Source organism: Thermanaeromonas sp. C210, from assembly GCF_013167955.1.
Lineage (GTDB): Bacteria > Bacillota > DSM-521 > Neomoorellales > Neomoorellaceae > UBA12545.
Genome location: NZ_BLWF01000004.1, coordinates 385,750 through 409,901, shown reverse-complemented (window position 1 = coordinate 409,901; position 24,152 = coordinate 385,750). Strand labels below are relative to the sequence as shown.

At 60.0% G+C, this 24,152-nt stretch carries 31 protein-coding genes; 28 read left to right on the top strand and 3 right to left on the bottom strand.

Annotation, left to right across the window (positions count from 1 at the left end; genetic code table 11):
- The first annotated feature begins 17 nt into the window (after window positions 1–17).
- From TAMC210_RS12375 to fliY, 27 genes are all read left to right on the top strand, one after another.
- Window positions 18–422, top strand: a complete 405-nt coding sequence (locus TAMC210_RS12375) for a flagellar hook capping FlgD N-terminal domain-containing protein (RefSeq protein ID WP_217267378.1) — start codon at window positions 18–20, stop codon at window positions 420–422.
- A 37-nt stretch (window positions 423–459) separates the two neighbouring features.
- Window positions 460–1,281 (top strand): flagellar hook-basal body complex protein, encoded by an 822-nt coding sequence (locus TAMC210_RS12370; protein ID WP_173299098.1) that lies wholly within the window; start codon window positions 460–462, stop codon window positions 1,279–1,281.
- Window positions 1,282–1,329: 48 nt separating this feature from the next.
- Window positions 1,330–1,539, top strand: coding sequence for a flagellar FlbD family protein (locus tag TAMC210_RS12365; RefSeq protein WP_173299097.1), 210 nt, complete (start codon window positions 1,330–1,332; stop codon window positions 1,537–1,539).
- Between the two features lies 1 nt (window position 1,540).
- The gene (locus TAMC210_RS12360; protein WP_173299096.1) at window positions 1,541–2,362 is read left to right on the top strand and encodes a motility protein A; all 822 of its coding nucleotides are present in this window, start codon (window positions 1,541–1,543) and stop codon (window positions 2,360–2,362) included.
- Between the two features lie 48 nt (window positions 2,363–2,410).
- Window positions 2,411–3,187, top strand: a complete 777-nt coding sequence (locus TAMC210_RS12355) for an OmpA family protein (protein ID WP_173299095.1) — start codon at window positions 2,411–2,413, stop codon at window positions 3,185–3,187.
- Window positions 3,177–3,653 (top strand): flagellar basal body-associated FliL family protein, encoded by a 477-nt coding sequence (locus TAMC210_RS12350; protein WP_173299094.1) that lies wholly within the window; start codon window positions 3,177–3,179, stop codon window positions 3,651–3,653. Before TAMC210_RS12355 ends, TAMC210_RS12350 begins: the two co-directional genes overlap by 11 nt.
- A gap of 12 nt (window positions 3,654–3,665) precedes the next feature.
- A complete protein-coding gene (gene fliN / locus TAMC210_RS12345; RefSeq protein WP_173299093.1) occupies window positions 3,666–4,037 on the top strand; it encodes a flagellar motor switch protein FliN in 372 nt (123 codons plus the stop codon).
- Window positions 4,038–4,043: 6 nt separating this feature from the next.
- Window positions 4,044–4,394, top strand: coding sequence for a flagellar biosynthetic protein FliO (fliO, locus tag TAMC210_RS12340; protein WP_173299092.1), 351 nt, complete (start codon window positions 4,044–4,046; stop codon window positions 4,392–4,394).
- Window positions 4,349–5,149, top strand: coding sequence for a flagellar type III secretion system pore protein FliP (gene fliP, locus TAMC210_RS12335; protein WP_277997720.1), 801 nt, complete (start codon window positions 4,349–4,351; stop codon window positions 5,147–5,149). Before fliO ends, fliP begins: the two co-directional genes overlap by 46 nt.
- A gap of 36 nt (window positions 5,150–5,185) precedes the next feature.
- Window positions 5,186–5,455, top strand: a complete 270-nt coding sequence (gene fliQ, locus TAMC210_RS12330; protein WP_173299091.1) for a flagellar biosynthesis protein FliQ — start codon at window positions 5,186–5,188, stop codon at window positions 5,453–5,455.
- A 19-nt stretch (window positions 5,456–5,474) separates the two neighbouring features.
- Entirely contained in the window at window positions 5,475–6,260 is a 786-nt protein-coding gene (fliR, locus tag TAMC210_RS12325; RefSeq protein WP_173299090.1) for a flagellar biosynthetic protein FliR, read from the top strand.
- Window positions 6,261–6,388: 128 nt separating this feature from the next.
- On the top strand, window positions 6,389–7,459 hold the full coding sequence (flhB, locus tag TAMC210_RS12320) for a flagellar biosynthesis protein FlhB (protein ID WP_173299089.1): 1,071 nt from the start codon (window positions 6,389–6,391) through the stop codon (window positions 7,457–7,459).
- A gap of 377 nt (window positions 7,460–7,836) precedes the next feature.
- Window positions 7,837–9,918 (top strand): flagellar biosynthesis protein FlhA, encoded by a 2,082-nt coding sequence (flhA, locus tag TAMC210_RS12315; RefSeq protein ID WP_173299088.1) that lies wholly within the window; start codon window positions 7,837–7,839, stop codon window positions 9,916–9,918.
- Complete coding sequence (gene flhF / locus TAMC210_RS12310) at window positions 9,908–10,969, top strand: flagellar biosynthesis protein FlhF (RefSeq protein ID WP_173299087.1); 1,062 nt, start codon at window positions 9,908–9,910, stop codon at window positions 10,967–10,969. Before flhA ends, flhF begins: the two co-directional genes overlap by 11 nt.
- Window positions 10,944–11,798, top strand: a complete 855-nt coding sequence (locus TAMC210_RS12305; protein WP_173299086.1) for a MinD/ParA family protein — start codon at window positions 10,944–10,946, stop codon at window positions 11,796–11,798. The genes flhF and TAMC210_RS12305 overlap by 26 nt, the downstream gene beginning before the upstream one ends.
- Window positions 11,798–12,466, top strand: coding sequence for a flagellar brake protein (locus TAMC210_RS12300; protein ID WP_173299085.1), 669 nt, complete (start codon window positions 11,798–11,800; stop codon window positions 12,464–12,466). The genes TAMC210_RS12305 and TAMC210_RS12300 overlap by 1 nt, the downstream gene beginning before the upstream one ends.
- A 6-nt stretch (window positions 12,467–12,472) precedes the next feature.
- The gene (locus tag TAMC210_RS12295; protein ID WP_173299084.1) at window positions 12,473–13,231 is read left to right on the top strand and encodes a sigma-70 family RNA polymerase sigma factor; all 759 of its coding nucleotides are present in this window, start codon (window positions 12,473–12,475) and stop codon (window positions 13,229–13,231) included.
- 8 nt (window positions 13,232–13,239) lie between these two features.
- Window positions 13,240–13,701 carry a hypothetical protein gene (locus TAMC210_RS12290; protein WP_173299083.1) on the top strand — a complete coding sequence of 154 codons (462 nt, stop codon included), beginning with the start codon at window positions 13,240–13,242 and terminating at the stop codon, window positions 13,699–13,701.
- Between the two features lie 29 nt (window positions 13,702–13,730).
- Window positions 13,731–14,132 (top strand): hypothetical protein, encoded by a 402-nt coding sequence (locus TAMC210_RS12285; RefSeq protein WP_173299082.1) that lies wholly within the window; start codon window positions 13,731–13,733, stop codon window positions 14,130–14,132.
- 20 nt (window positions 14,133–14,152) lie between these two features.
- Window positions 14,153–14,914 carry a flagellar hook-basal body protein gene (locus TAMC210_RS12280; protein WP_173299081.1) on the top strand — a complete coding sequence of 254 codons (762 nt, stop codon included), beginning with the start codon at window positions 14,153–14,155 and terminating at the stop codon, window positions 14,912–14,914.
- A gap of 25 nt (window positions 14,915–14,939) precedes the next feature.
- On the top strand, window positions 14,940–15,719 hold the full coding sequence (locus TAMC210_RS12275) for a flagellar hook-basal body protein (protein WP_173299080.1): 780 nt from the start codon (window positions 14,940–14,942) through the stop codon (window positions 15,717–15,719).
- A gap of 437 nt (window positions 15,720–16,156) precedes the next feature.
- Window positions 16,157–16,648: a chemotaxis protein CheD gene (locus TAMC210_RS12270; protein ID WP_173299240.1), complete on the top strand. Its 492-nt coding sequence runs from the start codon at window positions 16,157–16,159 to the stop codon at window positions 16,646–16,648.
- 12 nt (window positions 16,649–16,660) lie between these two features.
- Complete coding sequence (locus TAMC210_RS12265) at window positions 16,661–17,437, top strand: CheR family methyltransferase (protein ID WP_173299079.1); 777 nt, start codon at window positions 16,661–16,663, stop codon at window positions 17,435–17,437.
- A gap of 2 nt (window positions 17,438–17,439) precedes the next feature.
- Window positions 17,440–18,063 carry a chemotaxis protein CheC gene (locus TAMC210_RS12260; protein WP_173299078.1) on the top strand — a complete coding sequence of 208 codons (624 nt, stop codon included), beginning with the start codon at window positions 17,440–17,442 and terminating at the stop codon, window positions 18,061–18,063.
- 46 nt (window positions 18,064–18,109) lie between these two features.
- Complete coding sequence (locus tag TAMC210_RS12255) at window positions 18,110–18,472, top strand: response regulator (protein ID WP_173299077.1); 363 nt, start codon at window positions 18,110–18,112, stop codon at window positions 18,470–18,472.
- Between the two features lie 16 nt (window positions 18,473–18,488).
- Entirely contained in the window at window positions 18,489–19,463 is a 975-nt protein-coding gene (fliM, locus tag TAMC210_RS12250) for a flagellar motor switch protein FliM (RefSeq protein ID WP_173299076.1), read from the top strand.
- On the top strand, window positions 19,464–20,537 hold the full coding sequence (gene fliY, locus TAMC210_RS12245) for a flagellar motor switch phosphatase FliY (protein ID WP_173299075.1): 1,074 nt from the start codon (window positions 19,464–19,466) through the stop codon (window positions 20,535–20,537).
- A gap of 41 nt (window positions 20,538–20,578) precedes the next feature.
- Here the strand turns inward: fliY and TAMC210_RS12240 are convergent, their stop codons facing one another.
- Window positions 20,579–20,758, bottom strand: a complete 180-nt coding sequence (locus TAMC210_RS12240) for a small, acid-soluble spore protein, alpha/beta type (RefSeq protein WP_173299074.1) — start codon at window positions 20,756–20,758, stop codon at window positions 20,579–20,581.
- Between the two features lie 150 nt (window positions 20,759–20,908).
- On the bottom strand, window positions 20,909–21,406 hold the full coding sequence (locus TAMC210_RS12235) for a hypothetical protein (protein WP_173299073.1): 498 nt from the start codon (window positions 21,404–21,406) through the stop codon (window positions 20,909–20,911).
- Between the two features lie 561 nt (window positions 21,407–21,967).
- Here TAMC210_RS12235 and TAMC210_RS12230 point away from each other — a divergent pair.
- Window positions 21,968–23,092, top strand: coding sequence for a geranylgeranyl reductase family protein (locus TAMC210_RS12230; protein ID WP_173299072.1), 1,125 nt, complete (start codon window positions 21,968–21,970; stop codon window positions 23,090–23,092).
- Here TAMC210_RS12230 and TAMC210_RS12225 read toward each other — a convergent pair.
- Window positions 23,064–24,014, bottom strand: coding sequence for a Na/Pi cotransporter family protein (locus TAMC210_RS12225; RefSeq protein WP_173299071.1), 951 nt, complete (start codon window positions 24,012–24,014; stop codon window positions 23,064–23,066). The genes TAMC210_RS12230 and TAMC210_RS12225 overlap by 29 nt on opposite strands.
- Window positions 24,015–24,152 lie beyond the last annotated feature (138 nt).

Here is a 24,152-nt window from a genome sequence, read left to right as displayed (position 1 = left end):
AGGAGGTGAACACGGCCGTGCAGGTAAGTAACGTAGGCAGCGCTGCGGGCTACGAAGCGGGTGTTACCTGGGAGAAAACCCTGAATAAGACCGATTTTCTGCGGCTCATAGCCGTCCAGCTCCAGTATCAGAACCCTCTGGAGCCCATGAAGGATACGGAGTTTATTACCCAGCTGGCCCAGTTTACCGTGCTGGAACAGCTGTATGAAATGGTAGAGCAGCAGCGTTACGCTTCCTTTATCCAGGCCCAGGGATTGATCGGCCGGGAGGTCACGGCGGTAGTCGCCGATGAAACGGTTACCGGGATAGTGGAAGCGGTACGGCTCCAGGGCAACGACATTATCCTGAAGGTTGGGGGGCGGGAGCTGTCCTGGACCCAACTGCGGGAGATCCGCCAACCCGTCGATCCCGAACCTTCGTAAGGAAGACAGACTGGCTTTAAAGGAGGTATGTTCAGCCATGATGCGCTCGCTTTTTTCGGCCGTTGCCGGCCTACGCACCCACCAGACGCGCATGGATGTGATCGGAGATAACATAGCCAACGTGAACACGGTGGGCTTTAAGAGAAGCGCCGTTACCTTTAAGGACGTGTTTTACCAGACCCTGAGGGGCGGTTCGGCCGGTACCGGGGACATAGGCGGCACCAACCCCCAGCAGGTCGGCCTGGGCGTTACCCTGGCCAGCATCGACGTGGTCCACACCCAGGGGGCGGCCCAGCCTACCGGCAACGGGACGGATCTGATGATCCAGGGAGACGGGTTTTTTGTAGTAGAAGATGGGAGCGGAAACGAATATTACACCCGTGCCGGCGCCTTTCACTTCGCTCCTGATGAAAATGATGCAAATAATGTGTATCTGGTCAATCCGGATGGCTTTTATGTGGTGGATGAAAATGGTTATCCCATATCAATTCCTACCAATGCCCTTAGTTACACCATAGATCGGACGGGAACCGTTAAGTATATCGATCCAACGAACGGTCAATTAACGGACGCGGGCACCATTAAATTGGCTAAGTTTGCCAACCCGGCCGGTCTGGAAAAAGTGGGGAGCAACCTTTATGTTACCAGTGCCGCCGCTGGAGACGTTCAGGAAGGTACCGCTGGTACTGGTGATTTCGCCAACACCATCATCATCCCCTCGGCCCTGGAAATGTCTAACGTGGAGCTGGCCCAGGAGTTTAGCGACATGATCGTCACCCAGCGCGGGTTCCAGGCCAATGCCCGGGTCATTACGGCCTCCGATGAAATGCTGCAGGAGCTGGTAAATCTCAAGCGTTAAAGTAGCGGGTAGCTGCGCCCGCCGGGCCGACGGGAAGCAGGTGAGGCAATGATAAAGGTTACCACGCTGGATAAGCGGGAGATCGCTTTAAATGCCGAGCTGATAGAGAGGGTAGAGAGTATACCGGAGACCGTTATAACCCTGACCAATGGGAAAAAGGTCCTGGTGACCCACACCCTGGATGAAGTAATTGCCAAGGTGATCGCCTACCGCCGGCTGATAGCCCGGCCCCTGGGCGAGCAAGATGAGGTGAAATAATTTGCGGCGCTTGGACGCGATGACGATAATAGGTATCTTGGCAGGAATAGGCCTGTTGGGCGCTGCGCTGGTGTTGGGGGGCAACCCTGGTCTTTTCTGGAACGTCCGTTCCCTTATGGTGACCGTAGGCGGTTCCCTGGCGGCTATTCTGATTAACTTCGGCTTTGAAGAAATGAAAAATGTTTTCCACACCGTGAAACAGGCTTTTACCACCGATTTAATGGACCCCCGGGAATTGATTCAGATTTTTTCCGACCTGGCCCGGAAGGCCCGGCGGGAGGGGCTGCTGGCCCTGGAGGACGATGCCCAGCGCCTGGATGACCCCTTTTTTGCCAAGGGTATTCAACTAGTAGTGGATGCCATGGAGCCGGAAATGATCCGGGAAATACTGGAAACAGATATGGCCTTTATGGCCCAACGCCACGAAATCGGCCAGCGAATCTTTAAAACTTGGGGGAACCTTGCACCGGCCTTTGGTATGATCGGCACTCTGATCGGCCTGGTTCAGATGCTGGCCAAGTTGGACCGGCCCGAAGCCCTGGGGCCCAGCATGGCCCTGGCCTTGATAACTACTTTTTACGGGGCCATTATGGGCTACATGCTCTTTATCCCCCTGGCGGGCAAGCTGGCCCTGCGCAGCGAACAGGAGATGCTCTTGAAACAGATGATGCTGGAGGGCATTATCGCTATCCAGTCGGGGGTTAATCCCCGCATTTTGGAGGAAAGGCTGTATTCCTTCCTTCCCCCTAAGCTTCGGCAGTCCAAGGAAAGGGAAGAAGGCCGGGCCGAAGTGGGGGAAGGTTATTTCGGCAGCAGGGTTTAGCGGAGGGTAGCGTTTACCTTAGGGAAAGGGCAAAATGGGGTAGGGAACATGCTGTTAAGGAGAAAGCGCGGCAGGGAGAGGCAGGGGGACGACGGCCCCAGCTGGATGGTCACCTACTCGGATCTGATGACCCAGCTGGTGGTGTTTTTTGTCCTGCTTTTTTCCTTTTCGGTCCTCAGCCAGCAGAAGTTCCAGCGGTTTATAGCCTCCTTCCAGGGAGTGGGGATACTCGACGGCGGGCCCGGTATTGTGGCCCCGGCCGAACCCGCTCCGGGCGCTGAGGTAGAGGTCGTCCAGTCGCCCCTGGAGTCCCAGGCCCTGGCCCAGGCCCGTGAGATGATGGAAACCCTCCAGTCCATACAGAATTTCCTGGCGGAACACGGCCTGGAAGACATGGTGGAAGTGCGCTATGAGGAAGGCGGCGTGGCCCTGGATATCAAAGAACGCATCCTGTTTGACTCCGGGAAGGCGGACCTTAAGCCGGAGGCGAGGCAGGTGCTGGACAAGCTGGCTACCTTGCTGGCAAGGCTGCCCAACAATATAAAGGTGGAAGGGCATACAGACAACAGGCCCATTAATACGCCGGAGTTTCCCTCCAACTGGGAACTGTCGGCCGCTCGCGCCATACGGGTGGTGCGCTATTTCATCGAAAGGCACGGGCTGGAGCCGCACCGGTTTACCGCGGTGGGTTACGGGGAGTACCGGCCCCTGGTTCCCAATGACAGCCCCGAGCACATGGCCCAGAACCGGCGCGTGATAATTCTTATCGGATCCCGGAACTCGGGTACGTTGACGGAGAGCGAGGTGTACAACAGTGGCCCCTAAAAGAGGCAAGGCCGAGGAAGAAGAAGCGGTCAAGGGGAAGGAACCCAAACCGTGGCTGGTAATCGTCCTGGTAGCTGCTCTGGTCATCATGAGCGGGGGGCTCGTCTATCTCTACCTTACAGGCGGGCATGCCGCGGCCGGGCTGGAGGCCAGGGGAAACGGACGGCCGGCCCAGATACATAAACTCACTTTGGAGGATATCGTGGTAAACCTGTCCGACCCGGGGCTGCGGCGCTACCTGCGGACGAAGATAACCCTGGAGTATTCCGACAGCCGGCTGGAAAGGGAGCTCAACGAGAAGATCCATCGGGTCCGTGACGCCGTCATCGGGGTCCTGCGGAGCAAAAAAACCGGGGAGCTGAGCCAGGAAGACGCTTTAAAAAGGGAGCTGCTGGCCGTCATCAACTCCCAGCTTGAGGGAGGCCAGGTGGAGGAACTCTATTTTGAAGAATTCATTATCCAGTGAGGGAACGAGCCCATGCCGTTGACGGATGAGCAAATCCAGCAGTTAATCCAAGCCCTGGAGGGGTCCAAACCCGAACCCGCCATCCGGAAGGCCTCTTTTGCTCAGCTGAAACCGGTGGAAAAGCCCCAAAAGGGGGCGAGCCTGGACAAACTCCTGGATATTCCCCTCAAGCTCTCCGTAGAGCTGGGGCGGACCAAAATGCGGGTGAGGGAGATACTGGAGCTGGAGGAAGGCTCATTGATAGTCCTCAACAGGACCGCAGGAGACCGGGTGGACATCCTGGTCAACGGTAGGCCCCTGGGGCAGGGGGAGGTAGTAGTCATCAATGACGCCTTCGGTGTCCGGCTGGGGAACCTGGCTGAAGTCCCGGAAGAGGAGACCTGAGGGCGGATGGAGCGCGATCTTGTCCTGGCCCTCCTTCGCCTCTTCCTGTTCCTGCCCCTGGTCCTGTTGCTGGCCTATGTGACCGTGCGCTACGGCCTGGGCAGGGCTGGCGCCCTCACCCCGGCGGCCGACGGCTTGAAGGTAGTGGCCCGGCTGCCGGTGGGGCCCAAGGCCGCCCTGCTGGTGGTGCGCTGCGGCAAGCGCTATTTTCTCATCGGGGTAGGGGAAGGCCCGCCGGCCCTGCTGGCAGAACTGCCGGACTACGCGGAAGGTGAGGCGGGGGAGCAGATGGAGGAAAAGGGGACGAGCTGGTGGGATACTTGGCAGGAAAGGTTCAGAAAGGGAAGCCGGGACTGAAGAAATCTTGGATTATCCTTTTAGGGGTGACCCTGGCCCTCGCCATAGGGCTGTATGCTGGAATACGGCCAGCATGGGCCCAACCGGTGCCGGGAGTGGAGCTGCGCCTCACGCCTACCGACGACCCCCAAGGGGTGGTGGATACCGTCCGGCTCCTCGTCCTGCTGACCATCCTGGCCCTGGTGCCGGCCATTCTCTTGCTCATGACGTCCTTTACCCGGATTGTCGTAGTGCTGGCCTTCGTTCGCAGTGCCCTGGCTACCCAGCAGGTGCCTCCCAATCAGGTCCTGATAGGTTTGGCCTTATTTCTGACCTTCTTCATTATGGCGCCGGTGTATAACGAGGTGAAGGTTCAGGCCCTGGACCCCTATTTGGCGGGGCAGATAAGCCAGGAGGAAGCCCTGGCCCGGGGGTCCCGGCCTTTGCGGGAGTTCATGTACCGGCAGACCCGGGAAAAGGATCTGGCCCTCTTTATCCGCATGGCCGGACTGTCGGAGCCGCGTACGCGGGACGATGTCCCCCTGTACGTCCTGATACCGGCCTTCGTCATCAGTGAGTTGAAAACGGCTTTTCAAATGGGATTTCTCATCTACATACCCTTTCTCATCATAGACCTGGTGATTGCCAGCATTTTAATGGCCATGGGTATGTTCATGGTGCCGCCGGTAATGATTTCGCTGCCCTTTAAATTAATGCTCTTTGTCCTGGTGGACGGGTGGTACCTGGTGGTGAAATCCCTGCTGGAAAGCTTTTAGCCCCGGCCACAAAGGGAGGTGACCCTTTCAGGGCCCATGTCGCAGGAACTGGTGTTAAACATTGCCCGGGATGCCCTCACCACGGCCCTGTTGGTGGCGGCGCCCGCCCTGGTGTTGAGCCTGGTGGTGGGGGTGGGGATTAGCATTTTGCAGGCTACTACCCAGATCCAGGAGCAGACCCTCACCTTTGTACCTAAGATTATAGCGGTGATGCTGGCCATCCTGCTCCTGGGGCGCTGGATGCTGGGCGTTCTTCTTCAGTTTTCCGGCCAGCTCCTCGGGAATCTGGGGTCCATGGTTCGCTGAAAGGAGGAAGCGTCCGCCGGTGGTTCTCCAGGATGTGTTGGCCCAGGTCGAGGCCTTTTTCCTGGTCCTGGTGCGCCTGACATCTTTTATGATGACGGCCCCCTTTTTCAGTATAAGGAACGTGCCGGTCCTCACTAAAGCCGGATGGGGAGCCCTATTGGCCGTATTTCTCTTTCCGGCCGTTTTACCGGCGGTTCAGGGGGACCAGGCCTGGGGGACCCCTCTGGTTTATTCCCTGGCCGTGGTCAACGAGGCCCTGGCCGGCCTAGCCCTGGGATACATAGCCAATTTGCTCTTTACGGCGGTGCGGGTGGCCGGCGAAATACTGGACCTCAACATGGGATTGGCCATGGCCAACTTGCTGGATCCCCAGAATGCGGCTCCCTCTACCCTTTTGGGCCAGTTTTTCGCCCTCCTGGGGCTCTTCCTTTTCCTGGCCCTGGACGGTCACCACGCCCTGCTCCTGGCCCTGAGGGAGAGCTTTCGCCTTCTACCCCTTGGGGGCGTGCCCTTCACGGAGGAGCTGGTAGAAAATGTGGTGGGGCTCTGGAGCAGCATGTTCCTGTGGGCCCTGCGTCTGGTACTGCCCGTCCTGGTGGTGCTGGTGGTGGCCGATATTTCTTTGAGCTTGGTGGCCCGCACCGTGCCCCAGCTCAACGTCTTCATCTTAAGTTTTCCCTTGAAGGTGGGCCTGGGACTCCTTACCCTCATTGTTTTTCTGCCCCTCCTGGCTACCGCCGTGGGAAATCTGGTAGCCCAGATGGAGCGCGATTTGGCCCTGATCTTAAAGGAATGGCCGCGGTAGGGGAAGCCTCAGTTATCCCCACTTTTTGGGGGAGAGGTCTGCCTTGGCTTGAAGCGAGGGAAGCCATAAGCGAGCGAAAGCCAAGCAGACGCAGGCTCCAAAGTGGGAATACGCCAGAGGGGAAGCCCATGGAGTTCTTCGATCTGCAGCTTTTCGCCGAAGAGAAGACCGAGGAAGCCACGCCTCACCGCCTCCAGGAGGTGCGGCGCAAGGGCCAGGCGGCCCGCAGCAACGACCTCTCGACGGCCCTGGTCCTCCTGGCAGTAATCCCCTTTCTATACTGGCAAAGGGAGGCCTTCCTGGAGGGCATGGCGCGGCTGGTGGGAGGTTTTATAGCCGGGCCGCGCCAGGATCTGGATGCCGGCTCCCTGGCGGCCATCCTTTACCCTGCTTTTCGGGAAATAGGAGGCATGCTGGCCCTGCTCTTCGGCGTGGCGGCGGCGGTGGGAGTGGCGGCCAATTTCGTCCAGGTGGGGTTTCTCTTTTCCGGTGAGAACATATCGCCCAAGCTGGAGAACCTGGATCCCATTAAAGGCCTGCAGCGACTTTTTTCCCGGCGAAGTTTGGTGGAGCTGGTGAAGGGCCTGGGCAAGGTGTTCATCACCGGTCTAGTAGTATGGCAGGTGGTAAAGGGCCGGTTTTACGACCTCCTCTTTACCATGGACATGAGCCTGGTCCAGGTGCTGGAGACGGTGAGCCGTCTCGTATTTCAGGTGGGGTTGGCCGCAGTTACTGTCTTCCTGGCCATTGCCGTCCTGGACTACGTCTTTCAAAAGAGGGAATTCCTGCGGAATCTGCGCATGACCAAGACGGAGCTAAAGGAAGAACTCAAACAGACGGAGGGCGACCCCCTGGTGCGCTCGCGGCTCCGGGAAAAGCAGCGCCAGTTGGCCCGGCACCGCATGATGCACGCGGTGCCCCGGGCCACGGTGGTCATCACCAACCCCACCCACTTGGCCGTGGCCTTGAGATACCGGGAAGAGGAAGGAGCTCCCCGGGTAGTGGCCAAGGGGGCGGGGAGCATAGCCCGGCGCATTGTGGAGGTTGCCCGGGAAAACAAGGTGCCGGTGGTCCAGAACCCGCCGGTGGCCCAGGCCCTCTACCGGCAGGTGGAACTCGACCAGGAAATTCCGGTGGAGCTTTACCAGGCGGTGGCCGAGATCCTGGCCCATATTTACCGGCTGCAGGGACACTTTTGATCCGGTTTATGCACTTAACGCCTGAGCCGGGAAGGCCGGGTGAGAGGTATTAGTGGAGGTTTTGCTTAGGAAGATGGCCTGAGCTATCCCCGGCTTTACAAGGGTGATTTAGCTCGTAAGCGAGCAACTTGAGCCGAGCGGAAGACCAAACTTAGCGAAATTGAGGCCGGAGGCGGGGCCGAGGCCATGGACGGCCGAGCCGGCTCCTGAGGCACGGAGGCCGAATGAGCCGGGAACCCCGCCGGAGGCCGAAAATTGAGTGCTAGTTTGGTCCGCGAGGCTCGCGGAGCGAGCGGGGAGCTAAATCACGCCTGGCTAAAAAGTGGGGACAGCTCAGGAGGGTGGGAGGTTGTTTTCTAGGAGGTGAGTGAGGGAGAATGGCCCTACCCCGTTCCCCCGGTATGCTGGCGGCCTTGCGAAGACTGACGCCCTACCACGACCTGATCATCGCCGGTCTGGTCCTGGCCATAGTCATGCTCATTGTGATTCCCATCAGGCCCCTGGTGTTGGACCTGCTGCTCATCACCAACCTCACGGTGAGCATGATAATACTCCTGACCACCATGTTTACCACCCATAACCTGCAGTTTTCCGTGTACCCTGCCTTGCTTCTGGTGGTCACCCTCTTTCGGCTGGCCCTGAACATATCTTCTACGCGGTTGATCTTGAGCCAGGCCAGCGCCGGCCGTGTTATCGAGGCCTTCGGCAGCTTTGTGGTGGGCAATAACTACATAGTGGGCTTTATAATTTTCCTCATTATCACCATCATCCAGTTCGTGGTGATCACCAACGGTGCCCAGCGGGTGGCGGAGGTGGCCGCGCGTTTCACCCTAGATGCCATGCCCGGCAAGCAGATGAGCATTGACGCCGACCTCAACGCCGGCCTGATCACCGAAGAAGAAGCCAAGGAAAAGAGAAGGCTCTTGCAGAGGGAAGCCGATTTTTACGGAGCCATGGACGGGGCCAGCAAATTCGTCCGGGGCGATGCCATCGCCGGCCTGGTAATAACGGCTATCAACATCCTCGGGGGCTTTGCCATCGGTGTCTGGCAGCTGGGAATGCCCCTGGACCAGGCCTTGCAGACCTACACCCGCCTCACCATCGGCGACGGGCTGGTAACCCAGATCCCGGCCCTCCTGGTATCCACGGGGACGGGTATCCTGGTTACCCGCTCGGGGGCTACGGCCGACTTCGGCCATGAGGTAGTACAGCAGGTGAGCGGCTTTCCCCGGGGTATAGGCCTGGTGGCGGGGGTGTTGTTCCTCCTGGGCCTGGTGCCGGGCCTGCCCCACCTGCCCTTTTTCGTTATGGCCGCCGGCGTGGGTTACGCGGCCTATGCCCTGGCCCGGGAACAGAAGGCTAAGGAGAGCGAGCGGCGGGAAGCGGCCGCCCGGGCCAAGGGAGAAAGGCGCCAGCCGGAGAACGTCCTCAACCTTTTTGAAGTGGATCCCCTGGAGATAGAAATCGGTTACGGGCTGGTACCCTTGGCGGATGAAAGCCAGGGGGGCGATCTGCTGGACCGGCTGGCCGCGGTGCGCCGCCAGTGCGCCCTGGAGCTGGGCATTTACGTCAAGCCCATTCGCATACGGGACAATCTGCAACTCCCTCCCAACGGCTATGTCTTTAAAATCCGCGGGGTAGAGGCCGCCCGGGCAGAGCTCGTGCCGGGATATTACCTGGCCATGAACCCGGCGGGCGAAGGGGAAATCGGGGGGATACCGACCCGGGAGCCCACCTTCGGCCTGCCGGCGTGGTGGATTACCGCGGAGGAGCGGCAGGAAGCCGAACTGAAGGGCTTCACCGTGGTAGACTGCCCCACCGTTTTGGTCACCCACTTGACGGAGTTTATCAAGGCCCACGCCCATGAACTCCTGGGACGGCAGGAGACCCGGGAGCTCCTGGACAAGGTAAAGGAAACCAACCCTGCCGTGGTAGAGGAGTTGGTACCCAACTTGTTGTCCCTGGGTGAGGTCCAGAAGGTGCTGCAGAACCTCCTCCAGGAGAGGGTACCCATTCGCGATTTGGTCACCATACTGGAATCCCTGGCCGATGCGGCCCGGGTAAATAGAGACCTGGATTTTTTGATCGAGGCGGCACGGCGGGGGCTGTACCGCACCCTGGGCAAATTGCATGCTCCCCGGGGAAAGCTGGTGGCCGTTACCCTCAGCCCGCGCCTGGAGCAGGAGATCGCGGATTCCGTTCAGCCCACCGCCCAGGGGCATTTTCCCGTCCTGCCCCCTGAAAGGGGCCGGGACCTGGTAGAGCGCCTGGGCCAGGCCGTGGCCAGGGTGGCCCTGCAGGGCCAGCAGCCGGTGATCCTCTGCTCGGGGCGGATCCGCCTGCCCCTGCGCAGGTTCCTCCAGCGCACCTTGTCCCATGTACCCGTGCTCTCCTATAACGAGCTGGATCCTGCCCTGGAAGTGGAAGTGGTGGAGGCGGTGAAGTCAAATGAGGATTAAGCGGTACCTGGTAAGGGATATGCAGGAGGCTTATCTGGCCATCCGGCGCGAGCTGGGACCCGACGCCGTGATCGTGTCTACGCGCCGGGTCCGCCGGCCCGGCCTCAAGGGTTTCTTCCAGCCGCCCCACCTGGAGGTGACGGCGGCGGCAGAAGCCGGCTCCGGCTCCAAGGCCACCCCGCGGGAGAAGGCCCTGGAGAGGGAACTGGCCGAGATACGGAAGACCCTGGAGAAGCTGGCCTCGCCCCCGGCAGGGGAGGACGGGTCCCTGGCGGCTTATCGCCGGCTCCTCCTGGAGCAGGATATGGGGGAGGAGCTGACGGAGGCCCTACTGGCCGGCCTCGACGGCCAAATCGACGAGGAGGTGCTGGGGCAGGCCATCCTGGCCCGCCTGGCCCAGTATATGGATCCCCCGGCCGGCGATAAGGGACGCCAGGAGCGCATCCGGGCCCTGGTGGGCCCCACGGGAGTGGGGAAGACCACCACCCTGGCCAAACTGGCGGCCCGCTACAGCCTTTACCACCGCCAGCGGGTGGGGCTCATTACCCTGGATACCTACCGGATAGGGGCCGTGGAGCAGCTCAAAACTTACGCCGAGATTATGCGCCTGCCCCTGGAAGTGGCCATGACCCCCAAGGAGCTCAAAGAGGCCGTGGCCAGGTTGGAACAGTGCGACGTGATCCTGGTGGATACGGCGGGTCGGCCCCCGGAAAACCAGGCCCAGCTGGCGGAAACCCAGGGGTTTCTTTCCTCCCTCGAGCCCTTAGATGTGTATCTGGTTTTGAGCGGGACCACCAGGAGCAGCGATCTCCTCCGGGCGGTGGAAAAGTACCGCGTGCTGCAGTTCAACCGCCTTATCTTTACCAAGTTAGACGAGACCTCCTGCCCCGGGGTGATAGCCCGGGTGGTCCGGGCCGCAGGAGTGCCGGTAGCCTATGTGACGGCCGGGCAGAACGTGCCGGATGACCTGGAGGAAGCCGATCCCTACAGCCTCGCCCAGCTTATCTGGAAAGCGGTGACCCGGAATGGATCAAGCAGCCCGTCTGCGTGAGCTGGTACGGGGGAGTTCTTCGGGCGGAGTAAGGAGCCTGGCCGTGGCCAGCGGCAAGGGAGGGGTGGGCAAGACCAACATTGTGGTCAATTTGAGCCTGGCCCTGGCCCGGCGGCAGAAGCGAGTTATGGTCCTGGACGCCGACCTGGGCCTGGCCAATGTGGATATCCTCCTGGGATTGGTGCCCCGCTGGGACCTGAGCCAGGTGGTGCGGGGCGAGAAAGAGCTAAAGGAAATAGTGGTCGAAGGCCCGGCAGGCGTGCGCCTTATTCCCGGAGGATCCGGGGTCAGCGAACTGGCGGATATGAGCAACCAGCAGCGGGAGGGTTTAATCCAGGGCTTGAGCCGGGTAACGGAGGGAACGGACTTCTTCTTGATTGACACCAGCGCCGGCATATCCCGCCACGTCCTGAGCTTTGCGGCGGCGGCCGGGGAGGCCATTATCGTGACCACGCCGGAGCCGACGGCCCTCACGGATGCCTATGGCCTCATCAAAGGACTTTCCCGGCTGGGAGTAAAGATCCACCTCCTGGTGAACCGGGCCCTGGCGGCGGGCGACGGCCGGGAGGCGGCTGCCAGGCTGCAGGCCACGGCCAGGCGCTTCTTGGCCGTGGAGATTTCCCTCCTCGGCATCGTACCCGAGGACCGGGCGGTGGGCCTGGCGGTGCGGGAGCAGAAACCGCTGGTGCTCCATTACCCGTCTTCCCCGGCGGCCCGGGCCTTGGAAGAGGTGGCCGCCCGCCTGGCCGGGGCGCCTTCTGCGCCGGTAGGCAGGGGCGGATTCTGGCAGCGTTTGAGCCTACTCTGGGGGAACAGGGGGAGAAGATAATGGCGCGCTATCCCTTCCTCCGCATTAACCGCAAGATCGTTATCACCCAACCGGACAGCGGCCGGAGCTTTACTACCGTAATCCAGGAGGTAGGGCCGGAAGAGTTCGCCGTTTTGGCTCCGGAGGTCGGCGAGGTGGCCCTGGCGGTGGGGGAGAGGGTGAAGGCCGTTATTACCGCCCCGGAGGCCAAATACGAGTTTGCAACCACCCTTAAAAGGCAGGCCTTCGACCCCGTCTATCTCTACTACTTCCGGTATCCCCAGGAAGTCAGGCGGATACAGCAGCGCAGTTTTGTGCGGGCCAAGGTGGCCCTGGAAGTGCAGTACGCACCCCTGGCGGAGGAGGGTCAGGGGGCGGAAGCCGGGGCACTGCCCCGTCCCGACCGCAAGGGCTATACCGTAGATTTGAGCGGCGGCGGGGCCCAGCTGGTCCTGAAGGAAAAACCGGAACCCGGCAGCCTGCTCCTGTTGAGCCTCCCCCTTCCCGACGGGAAGGCAGGTCCCTTAATCCTCAAGGGACGGGTAAGGCGGGTGGTCCCCAGGATGATCGACGGGCTGGAGCGGTATGAGGTGGGCGTATCCTTTGAAAACCTGGCGGAAAAGGATGAAGACCGTCTGGTAAAGTTTGTTTTCCGGCGGTTGCGCGAGGAAAGACGTCAAGAGAGGTAGACGCCGATGGCCGTGAAGGACAGCGAACTCTGGCAGGCCTTAATCAATAGAGGTGAAGAGGAGGCGCGCCGGGAACTGGCCTTGAAATACCTGCCCCTGGTTAAGTACATCGTGGGCCGCCTGGCCGTTAAGCCGCCCCCCTTTCTGGACCAGGAAGACCTCATCGGATACGGCATTGTAGGCTTGCTGGAGGCCATCGACCGCTACGACCCCTCCCGGGGGGTTAACTTCGAGAGTTTCGCCGCCCTGCGCATCCGCGGTGCGGTCCTGGACGCCCTGCGCCGGGCCCACTGGGCTCCCCGCACCCTGATAGAAAAGCTTAAGCAGGTGAGCTCCGTTTACCGGAGGCTGGAGCAGGAGCAAGGGGTGGAGCCGCGGGATGAGGAAGTGGCGGCCGCCGCCGGACTGGAGATAGGCGAGCTTCAGGACCTCCTGGAACGAGGCGCCCAAATGGCCCTGATCTCCCTGGAAGAATTTCTCCTCAACGAGGAAGGGGAAGAAACGGTCCGGAGGGGAGAAGTGACCGCCGACCCCCAGAGTCCCGAACCGGAACAGCGCGTGGAGCAGGAAGAGCTGCGCAGGGCCCTGAAGCAGGCCCTGGGCGGGTTAAAGGAAAGGGACCGCCTGATTTTGAGCCTGTATTATTACGAAGGGCTGACCTTGAAGGAAATAGGGGAGGTCCTGGGCATATCCGAATCAAGGGTGTGCCAGCTGCACGGCCGGGCTATCCTTAACCTGCGGCGGCTTCTGGCCGATTATCTCTAAAAGGGGGAATGGCTACGGCTTATCTCTTCTTGCTCTTGGGCCTGATCTTGATAATATTCTCCTGGCGCTCCTTGGGCCGGACGACAGGTACCCCGCGGGAGGCACGGGAAGCAGGCCTGCCCGGCTTGGAGGAAGGGCCTCCCTGGCCCGAACCGGAGGGGGAAGGATATGCGGTGGGTGAGCAGGAGGACGAGGAGACCTTCCCAGCTCAGGCGGAAGGCCCGGAGGCCGCCGGGCCCCCGGGCGGGTCGCGCCCCCATCCCACCTTTCGACGGTATCTCCGGGACGCCCTGGACGCCTCCGAGTCCTTGCCGGACGGCCGGGGTGCCGAGGCCTTGCCGCTAGAGGCCATCATCCAGGCCGTGGATTCAGGGGAAAGCCTGGAGAGTGTGGCCAGACGCTTCGGCCGGGGAAAGGGGGAGATAGAATTAGTCCTCAATTTAAGGCGCTTAAGGAGCGGATCCAGGTAGGTCCCCAATGGTCGCTGGTGGGCCTGGGCATGGGAGTGGGTTTCCTGCTGGCGGGGCTCCTCCTCTTAATGTTTCCTCCACCCGGCCCCAGCCAGGAGGAAATCATAGACCGGGCTCGCGGCTACGGTATGGTTTTCCGGGAAGAGGTCGTGCCCTTTCCCTTGGATACGGAAAGGGCCGGGCCGGCGCCGGAGCCCCAGCCCGCGTCCCTCCCGGAGCCGTCAGTGGACACGGGTGAGGTACTGGTCACCATTCCTCCGGGGTCAACCCTGGAAGAGATTGCGGCCCTCCTGGAGGAAAAAGGCATAGTGGATAAAGCCCTTTTTGAAGCAGAGGTGCGCCGGGCAGGCGTTACCGGCAGGCTGAGGGCGGGCTCCCACTACTTGCCCAAGGGTGATGTGGCAGGTGTACTCGAGCGTCTGACAAACTGATGGTGAAGGGAGGCAGAGCAATGTTGCGAGGCCTGCATTTGGCCGCCACAGGCATGGTGGCCCAGCAGATGCGCCAGGAAGTCATAAGCCATAACCTGGCCAATGCCTCTACGGCCGGCTTCAAGGCTGAAACCGTCCCCCAGCGTTCTTTTCCCGAGTTGCTCCTGGCCAGGATGGAAGCTGGGGTGCCGAATACGCCCGTCGGTCCTTTCAGCCCCGGGGTGCTGGTGGACGAACTGGTAACGGATTTTTCTCCCGGCCCTCTGGAGGAAACGGGCCGCCCCACCGACCTGGCCCTGGTGGATCGTCCGGGGAGCCCTCCGGCCTTTTTTGCGGTGCTGGTGGAGGGGGAGACCCGCTACACTCGCAACGGCAATTTTACCCTGGGTCCTGCGGGTGAGCTGCAGACCCACGACGGTTATCCGGTCTTGGGAGAGCAGGGGCCGGTGGTGGTGGGGCAGGAAGGGTGGTATGTTGATAGCCAGGGTGGAGTGTGGGTCGGCGGTACCCTGGTGGACCGCCTCCTGCTGGTAACCTTTGACGACCCCCATCAGCTGGAGCGGGAAGAAGGTCTTTTGTTTGTCGCCCCTCCGGGCCTGCTTCCCCAGGCGGCTGCAACCGAGGTGAAGCAGGGTTTTCTGGAAAAGGCCAACCTTAATGCGGTAAACGAAATAGTAAATATGCTGGCGGCTCTGCGGGCGTATGAAGTCGGCCAGAAGGTTATCCAGGTCCAGGATGAGCTCCTGGGCAAATGCGTTAACGAAATCGGATCCCTGCGCTAACATCCGCCATATGGGGGTGGCTTAAATGATCCGGGCCTTATGGAACAGCGCCAGCGGGATGGGGGCCCAGGCGGCTCAGGTGGACCTCCTCGCCCACGACCTGGCCAATGCCGGTACCGCGGGCTATAAAAAGAGTTCGGCGGCCTTTGCCGACCTGGTTTATAGGGCAGTAGAGGAGCGGGGCATGCCGGTCAGCCGCCCGGAAGAACCCGCCATTGGCTCCGGCGTTCGCCTGGCGGCAGCCGAGAAGGATTTCTCCCAGGGTCCTCTGGTGAACACGGGGAATCCCCTCCACGTGGCCGTACAGGGCCGAGGATTTCTGGCAGTGGAGGGGCCGGATGGGGGCCTTTACCTCACCCGGGATGGCGCCTTTCACGTGAACGGTTCGGGGGAGGTCGTCCACACCAGCTCCGGCTACCGGTTGCTTCCTTCCATATCCACAGGCGGAGAGGAGAGCCGGTTGCGAATCGACCGTTACGGACGGGTGCTGGCCGGCGGAGAGGAGGGGGAGGGAGAAACCCTGTTGGCGCAAATAGAATTATACCTTGTTCCCAACCCCCAGGGGTTAGAGGCCGTGGGTAATAATCTTTTCCGAGCTACCCCGGCCAGCGGGGAACCGGTTGCGGTGGAGCCGGGCCAGGGAGGGGCCGGATATTTGCTGCCGGGATACCTGGAGGTGGCTAACGTAGAAATGGCCGAAGCCCTGACCAAGATGCTCCTGGCCCAGAGGGTTTATAGCAGCAACTCCCTGGCCGCCCGGGTGGCCGATGAAATGTGGAGCCTGGCCAACAACTTGCGACGCTAAAGACGGGTTCCGGGCGAGACGGCTCGACCTTAAAGGGGACGAACTAAGACTCTGGGCGGCCGGGAGGTAGCCCCGCAGAGGGTCTCTATGCTGGGGTGACTGGGTCATCCCCACTTTTTGGGCTAGAGGTCTGCCTTGGCTTGAGAGCGAGCGACTAAACCCGCGCGGCTGCCAAACTTCACGAAGATGAAAGCGGAGGCGGACCCGAGGCCATGGACGGCCGAGGCCGGTAACTGAGACAGGATGTCGAATTTGCCGGGAAGTCCGCCGGAGCTTGAGGCTGAGTGAAAGTTTGGCCCGCGAGGGTTTCCGGAGCGAGCGAAAGCCAAGCAGACTAGGCTCGAAAGTGGGGATGCGCCCGGGGGTTAGGAATTGTAAAGCTGCCGCACCCGTGCTAAAATATGGATTATTAAACATAATACCCGGTCTAGGAGTACATAGAAGTGGAAGAACTGAAAGTCGGCATAGGGGAATGGAAGATCGCCCGGCAGCCGCAAAGGTTAATTACCCTGGGACTGGGCTCCTGTGTGGGAGTTGCCATCTTTGACGCCCGAAGTTTCCTGGGCGGGCTGGCTCATATTATGCTGCCGGACAGCCGCCAGTTCCAGGAAATTTCCAACCGGGCCAAGTTTGCAGACCTGGCCATACCCGACTTGCTGGAAGCGATGCTAAAACAGGGTGCCAGGCGAAGTAGCCTGGTGGCGAAGATAGCAGGGGGGGCCCAGATGTTCGCTTCCGCCGACCGGCGCCTGCTTAATCTCAATATCGGCCAGCGCAATGTGGCGGCAACCACCAGCGTCCTGCAGGAACTGGGGATCCCGGTGCTGGCCCAGGACACCGGGGGCAACTACGGCAGGACCATGATCCTGGACACCGGCAGCGGCAAGGTGTATATCCGCGCCATCGGGCGTCCCTTAAAGGAGATTTAGCCGGAGGAAGACATGGATTTTCAAGAGCTCAAGCAGATGGTGCACCGCCATTTCGGACTTTATCTGGAGGGCTACAAGGAACCCCAGCTCAAACGGCGGATTGAAAGCCTCATGAACGCCGTGGGGGCGGGCAGCTACGATGAGCTGTGGCGCCTGCTTAAGGCCGACGGGCGGATGTGGCAGAAGTTTGTTGATAAGATAACCATCAACGTCTCGGAATTTTTCCGTAACCCGGATATTTTTCAGCGCCTCGAGAAGGATATTTTGCCCGAGCTCCTGCGGAGGCGGAGAAGCCTTAAAATCTGGAGCGCAGCCTGTGCAGACGGTCCCGAACCCTATTCGGTGGCCATTATTCTCAATGAATTGACGCCCTCCACCTGGCACCATATCGAAGGGACGGATGTGGATACGGGCGCTCTGGAGGCAGCCCGTCGGGCCGTATATCCGGCCCGTGCCGTCCAGGCCGTGACGCCGGAACGCCTCCGGAGGTATTTCCGGAGAGAAGGGGAAGCCTTCCATTTGCGGGAAGAGATAAAAGGGATGGTGTCCTTCCGCCACCATGACCTGCTGAGGGACCCCTTTGGCCGGGATTACGACCTCATCCTTTGCCGCAATGTTACTATTTACTTTACTTCCGAGGTGCAGGACAGGCTTTACCGCCAGTTTTACCAGGCCCTGGCGCCGGGAGGCGTGCTGTTTATCGGGGCCACGGAAAGCATCTTCCAGTACCGGGAGATAGGGTTTAGCAAGCTTTCACCCTGGTTTTACCGCCGGCCGGAGGAGGGGTAAACTTGGAAGCCTGGGAGGATTTGAATGCCTTTCACCTGGACGTTCTTAAAGAAATAGGCAATATCGGCGCGGGCAATGCGGCCACCGCCCTGGCCAGCATGCTTAACCGGCGCATCGGCATGACTGTTCCGCGCGCCGGGGTCTTGCCCCTCGCGGAAATTACGCGCCTGGTGGGCCACGAAGAGGATCCGGTAGCCTGTGTGGAATTCAACCTTTCCGGAAGGGCGCCAGGCAAAATTTTCTTGCTCCTTACCCAGGAGAGCGCCTTCTACCTGGTAGACTTCTTACTGGGCAAGCCTCCGGGTACTACCGGAGCCTTAGACGACATGGGGATCTCCGTTTTGACCGAAGTAGGCAACATTTTAACGGGCTCCTTTCTTAACGCTTTTGCCGATTTTTGCCGCCTGGAATTTATTCCCTCGGTACCGGCCTTTGCCTTTGATATGCTGGGGGCCGTCCTGAGCTCGGCCTTTTTGGAAGGGGGATATTTTGCCGACCGGGCTCTGGTCATCGAGACTCAGTTCTACGACGCCGAGGTGACAATCAAGGGGCATTTCTTCCTTATTCCGGAAGGAGAGTCCCTCAACATAATACTCCAGGCCTTGGGTTTGACTACGGAGACGTAGCCGGTTTAGAAACTTAAGGGTACTTTGCGGCCAAGGAGGTTTTGGCATGGGGAAAAGAGTTTTAGTGGTGGACGACGCGGCTTTCATGCGCATGATGATTAAAGACATCCTTACCAAAAACGGGTACGAGGTGGCCGGGGAGGCGGAAAACGGCGCAAAGGCTGTGGAGCTTTACCAGGAACTCAAGCCCGATGTGGTGACCATGGACATCACCATGCCGGAAATGGACGGCATCGCCGCCGTCAAGGCCATCAGGAAGATGGATCCCGAGGCTAAGATTATAATGTGCAGCGCCATGGGCCAGCAGCTTATGGTGATGGAAGCTATTCAGGCGGGGGCCAAGGATTTTATTGTGAAGCCCTTCCAGCAGGAACGGGTGTTGCAAGCTTTAAAGAAGGTTTTAGGCTGAAAAAGGGGTAGAGGTTATGGCTGAGGTTTTGTCCCAGGCCGAAATCGACGCCCTCCTGGCGGCCCTAAGCCGGGGAGAAATCAAGGCGGAAGAGTTAAAGGAGGAAAAACCGGAGGTTAAGGCCAAGAAATACGATTTCCGTCGGCCCAATAAGCTATCTAAAGAACACTTGCGCACCCTTTACATGATTCACGAGAACTACGGCCGCTTGGTGGGTAACTTCCTGTCGGCCTATTTGCGCGCCAATATCCAGGTTAAGATAGCCTCGGTGGAGCAAATGACCTACGAGGACTTCATCGTGTCCCTCCCCACGCCCACCCTGCTATCTCTTTTTACCCTGGAGCCCTTAAAAGGGACAGCCCTTTTGGAAACGAATCTGGCCTTTGTGTTTCCCATCATTGACCTGCTTTTCGGCGGGCGGGGAGAAACCCCGGTGCGGAGCCGAGAGCTCACCGAGATCGAGCTCCATGTGCTGCGGAGGTTGAACAGCAGGATCCTGGAGCACCTCAGCTATGTTTGGGCCGATGCCTATCCGGTCACGCCTAAACTGGAGTCCGTGGAAACCAACCCGCAGTTTGTTCAGATCGTTTCTCCCAACGAGATCGTGGCAGTAGTAACCTTGGCCACCACGGTGGGCCAGAACGACGGTCTAATTAATATCTGCCTGCCCTACATGCTCCTTGAACCCGTTATTTCGCGCCTTTCCGCCACCCAGTGGTTTGCGGGCACGGGGGAGGCCGAGGAAGGCGTCGGCTTCCGGGAGGGCTTGACCAAGATTCTGCTTGAAGTGCCGGTAGAATTGATAGCCTACTGCGGCCGCGCCCGCTTGAAGGTAAGGGACTTCCTGCAGCTGCAGGTAGGAGATGTTATCACTTTAGACCGCAGTATAAAGGACGACCTCGAACTTTATGTGGACGGCTACCCCAAGTTCAGGGTTCAGGCGGGTCTGGTAGGCAATAAGAGGGCCGTGCAGATAATGGAGGTAGTCTAAATGTCGGAATTCCTATCCCAAGAAGAAATCGATGCCCTGTTGGGGGCAGGTGTTGCCGGTAGTCCACCTCCGGCAGACCTAACCGAAGAAGAAAAAGATGCCCTGGGCGAGATCGGTAACATATCCATGGGGAGTGCGGCTACGGCTTTGTCTCAGATCCTGAACCGCAAAGTATTGATTACTACCCCCAACACCAGGGTGACCACCCCGGAGGCACTTTTCGCGTCCTTTCAAATGCCCTATGTAATTATTGAGGTCAATTTCACGGAGGGCCTGTCGGGTTCCAACCTGTTGATCATTAAGACCCGGGACGCGGCCGTTATCGCCGATCTCATGATGGGCGGCAGCGGCCAGGTGGAGCAGCAGGAGCTGGACGAGCTCCAAAAGAGCGCCGTGGCCGAAGCCATGAACCAGATGATCGGTACCGCCGCCACCTCCATGTCCACCATTTTTAACCGGAGTGTAAAAATATCGCCACCCCAGGTAACGCCTGTAAATTTCACCCTGGAATCCTTTGCCTCCCCCTGGCCAGCGGGGGATCCTATTGCCGTGGTATCCTTCCGCATGGAAATAGAGGGGCTGGTGGAGAGCGAGATAATGCAGGTGATGCCGGTAGAAGTGGCTAAAGAAGCCGTAGGAATGCTCCTTAGCTCATCTGCCGTTTCTCCATCCGGGGAATCTCCCGAAGATGAAGAGCAGGTAAACGCGGCTCCTGGGGCCCATGAAGAGGCCCCACCGTATACTGCCGGAGCGCCCGCAGCTTCCGGAGAGTCCAACAGGCCGCCCCAGGTGTATGGGGCTACCCCCAGGAATCTGGAGCTCATTCTGGATGTTCCCCTGGACATTGAAGTGGTCCTGGGCACGACGGTTAAGCCCATTAAAGAGATCTTGAATCTAGGGCCGGGGAGCATAGTGGAGCTGGAAAAAATGTCCGATGAACCGGTGGAAATCCTGGTGAACGGAACCCTGATAGCCCAGGGAGAAGTGGTAGTAGTGAACGAAAGCTTTGGAGTACGGATCACCAATATTCTGGATCCCTACGAGCGCCTCAATAATCTGCGGAGCCGCGTATAATTCGAGGGCCGGGGTCAGGGCCCCGGCCGGGGTGGGCAGCACTAAAGGTGGTTATTCACCAGGGCTTGTTCGGCTTTCTCAATGGCTAGGCGTACCAGGTTACCGCACTGCCGGGAAGGTACGCCGCCCCATCCCTCGGTGGCCACAATGTCATACACTCCGAGCTCCTTAGCCAGTTCATACTTCAGAGCTTCGGACATGACCGGCCTTCTCCTAGCCATGGATTACGGCCCCCCCTTTTTAAGTTGTGCTGCACCACCTGTTTAAAGGTTGCCCTTTAAGAGCTATCTTCCATACTAGTGTTTTTTGCCTCTTGATGGGTGGACAAAAAAGATAAAGCCGGGTCCTTTACCCGGCTAGAAGCAGTTTTGTTAGCCGTGGGTGCGCACATTCTCGGCCCCGTGATTGCGGAGAATGGTGGCCGCCTGATCGGCCCGGTCGCCGCTGCAGCGCACGGAAACGAGTATTTTGCCCTGCCGAACGTCTTCCTCATAACGGCGCCCCTCGGCCTCCGGAATACCCCAGTCCAGCAATCCCCCTGCGACGCCGCCGGTGGCCGCTCCGGAAAGCAGGCCGGCGATGGGCCCGGCTGCTACCAGGGGACCGATGCCCGGAATGACCAGGGCTCCGGCTCCGGCGGCTAGGCCGGCCAGCCCGCCCAGCACGCTGCCGGTAGTCACGCCGTCACCGATGTCTCCCTCGCCGCCCATGCCCATGGTAAGCCCACCTTCAGCGGCTCCTCCCTCTTGACGCCCCTTGTCCCGGGCCAGGATGGATATCTCCTTTTCAAAACCTGCCCACCGCAGGTCGTCAACCGCCTCCTTGGCAACTCGCTCATTGCTGAAGACCCCTATTACTGTTTTGACCAAGGATTACCAGCCTCCTTCAAATTTTATTTATTTGGGTCGTCCTTATTATTTAACATTTACCAGCCTTATATACGGCTGCCCGGCCGGTGGCCGGGGAAGTAATAGTTTCCGGAACTTTTCCCTGCAGGCAGGGATAACGCCTCTGGCGTATCCCCACTTTCGAGGCTAGGCCTACTTGGCTTTCGCTCGCTCCAGAAACCCTCGCGGGCCAAACTATCTATCACTCAGTCTCAAGCTCCGGCGGACTTCCCGGCAAATTCGACCTCCTGTCTCAGTTGCCGGCCTCGGCCGTCCGTGGCCTCGGGTCCGCCTCCGCTTTCGACTTCGTGAAGTTTGGCAGCCGCTCGGGTTTAGTCGCTCGCTTTCAAGCCAAGGTAGGACCTTCCCGCAAAAAGCGGGGATACGCCAGATGCCACCTGCCTTGACAGACCGGGCAATATACTGCAAAATTGAAAATGTATTTAAGATCAACTAAAATAACCGGCCATAATGTGCGGTAGCACTTTAGGCTCTTGGGAAAGGCCGGTGGGCTGCCGGCTTCTTGAGGGGAGAGTTGGGCCTTTGCGCTACGATGTGGTAGTTTGCGGTGCCGGCCCGGCCGGCGCTACCGCAGCCCGGGAACTGGCCCGGCAGGGGGCAAAGGTGTTACTCTGCGAAAAGGAGAAACTGCCGCGCTATAAAGCCTGCGGCGGCGGGCTGACGGGCAAGGTGTGGTCCGAACTGGAACCCGGGTGGGAAGATGCCGTTGAAGAGGGGGCCTTGCGGGTTGTTTTTTATCACCGGGAGGAGGCTCCCGTCGAGGTAGCCTTTGACCGGCCGGTGGTCAAGCTGGTCATGCGCGACCGTTTTGACCAGATGCTGGTGGAGCAGGCCGCTGCTGCCGGGGCCGAGGTGCGGGACGGATGCCGGGTGGAAGGAGTAGTGGAAGAAGAGCGGGAGGTGCGGGTGCATACTGGGCAAGGGGTTTTGCCGGCCAGGGTGATTATTGGGGCCGACGGTGCCCGAAGCCTTGTCGCACGCCAGCTGCCCTTCCGGCCCTCACGGGCCCTGGGAGTGGCCTTGGAGGCTGAACTGCCGGTATCCCCCTCGGTGTTAGAGCAGTACCGGCACCGGCTGCTTTTGAGCTACGGAAGCATAGCCGGAGGCTACGGCTGGGTCTTCCCCAAGGCAGACCACTTGTCGGTGGGAATCGGCTCTTTTGGCCGCCAGGTGAAGGGTTTGCGGGCCCTCTTTCAACAATTCTGCCACCGGTTGGGCCTCCCCGCGTCCTCCCCGGGTTACCTCCGGGCGGCCGTTATTCCTTCGGCCGCGTCCGGCGAGGCGATTCTCCACACCTCCCGTAGTTTACTGGTGGGCGATGCCGCGGGTCTGGTGGATCCCTTCTCCGGAGAAGGGATTTATTATGCCTTGAGAAGCGGGCGTCTGGCCGCCCGGGCAGTGGTTTCCTTCCTCGAGGGTAAAGGGGACTTAGGCAGTTATTCCGAAAGCGTACAGAAGGAATTGCTTTCGCCCCTGTACCACGCCGGCCGGATCGCTAAAGTTGTGTACTCCCTGACGCCGGTAATCCACCGCTTGGTACGGGCTAATCCCGAGGTGGCCCGCCGGCTGGTCGAGGTCCTGCTGGGGAGCCGGACTTATCCTGAACTGTGGCTGTATCTTAAGGCCAGGTACCGGATTTTCCGCTAGGACCTCCATCGGGTACCAGCCAGGTTAAGAACAGGGCCAGGGGCTTGATAACCACCAGGGCGGCGAGGGAAGAAAAGAGGTTAAACAGGGTGTGAAAGTGGGCAACCTGACGGCCGGGATCCGGAGTGAGGAGAGGCAGCAGGGTAGCGGCCAGGGACAAGAAGGGGAGGATTAAGAAGGCACCGGTGACGTTGATGAAAAGGTGGGCCATGGCCGTGCGTTTGGCAGCCCAGGAGGAAAGAAGGGCGGCCAAAATAGCAGTGATGCAGGTACCTATGTTGGCCCCCAGGACCAAGGCCAGGGCGGGGAGAAGGGATATCACTCCCTGGGAAACCAGCACCATTGCTACGCCGGTAACTACACTGCTGGAGTGGAGAAAAGCCGTGAGCAGGGTGCCGGCCACCAAACCCTGTAAGGGTGTGGCGGCCATGGCTGATAAGTAGCCGCGGAGACTGTGGCTCCCTTCATAGGAGGAAAGGACGGCGCCCATGAGGCCCAGGCTGCCAAAGATGAGGCCGCATCCCAGGGAAGCTATTCCGACCGCACGGGAGCGGCGGGCCAGGGTCAGGACGGCTCCTGCGGAGAGGGCAGGGAGGGCCAGGGCTTCCAGATCCAGGGCCAGCAACTGGACCGTTACGCAGGTACCCACATTGGCCCCCAGTACAATCCCCAGGCTCTGGTAAAAGGTAATAGCCCCGCCGTCCACCAGGCCCACGGCCAGCACGGTAACGGCCGTGCTGGACTGCACCAGGGCCGTGGCCAGGGTGCCCCAGAAGAAGCCCCTTAAAGGGGTGCTGGTGGCCCGGCGGAGGATGCGCTGCAGCTGGCTGTGGCCCCAGTTTACCAGCCCGTGGCGCAACAACTGTACTCCCAGGAGGAGCAGGGCGATGCCGATGTTAAACTGCACCAGATGGTTCAGCATTTTCCCACCATAAAATCTCTACGGCAGGGGTGGGGTTTTTAGACCCCTCATTTCTTCGAGGGAAAAGAGGATTTTGGCCGGCAAAAAAGAATAAAAGTTAGAAGCTTGTTCTTGCACTTATTTGCCGTAGCAGGCCCG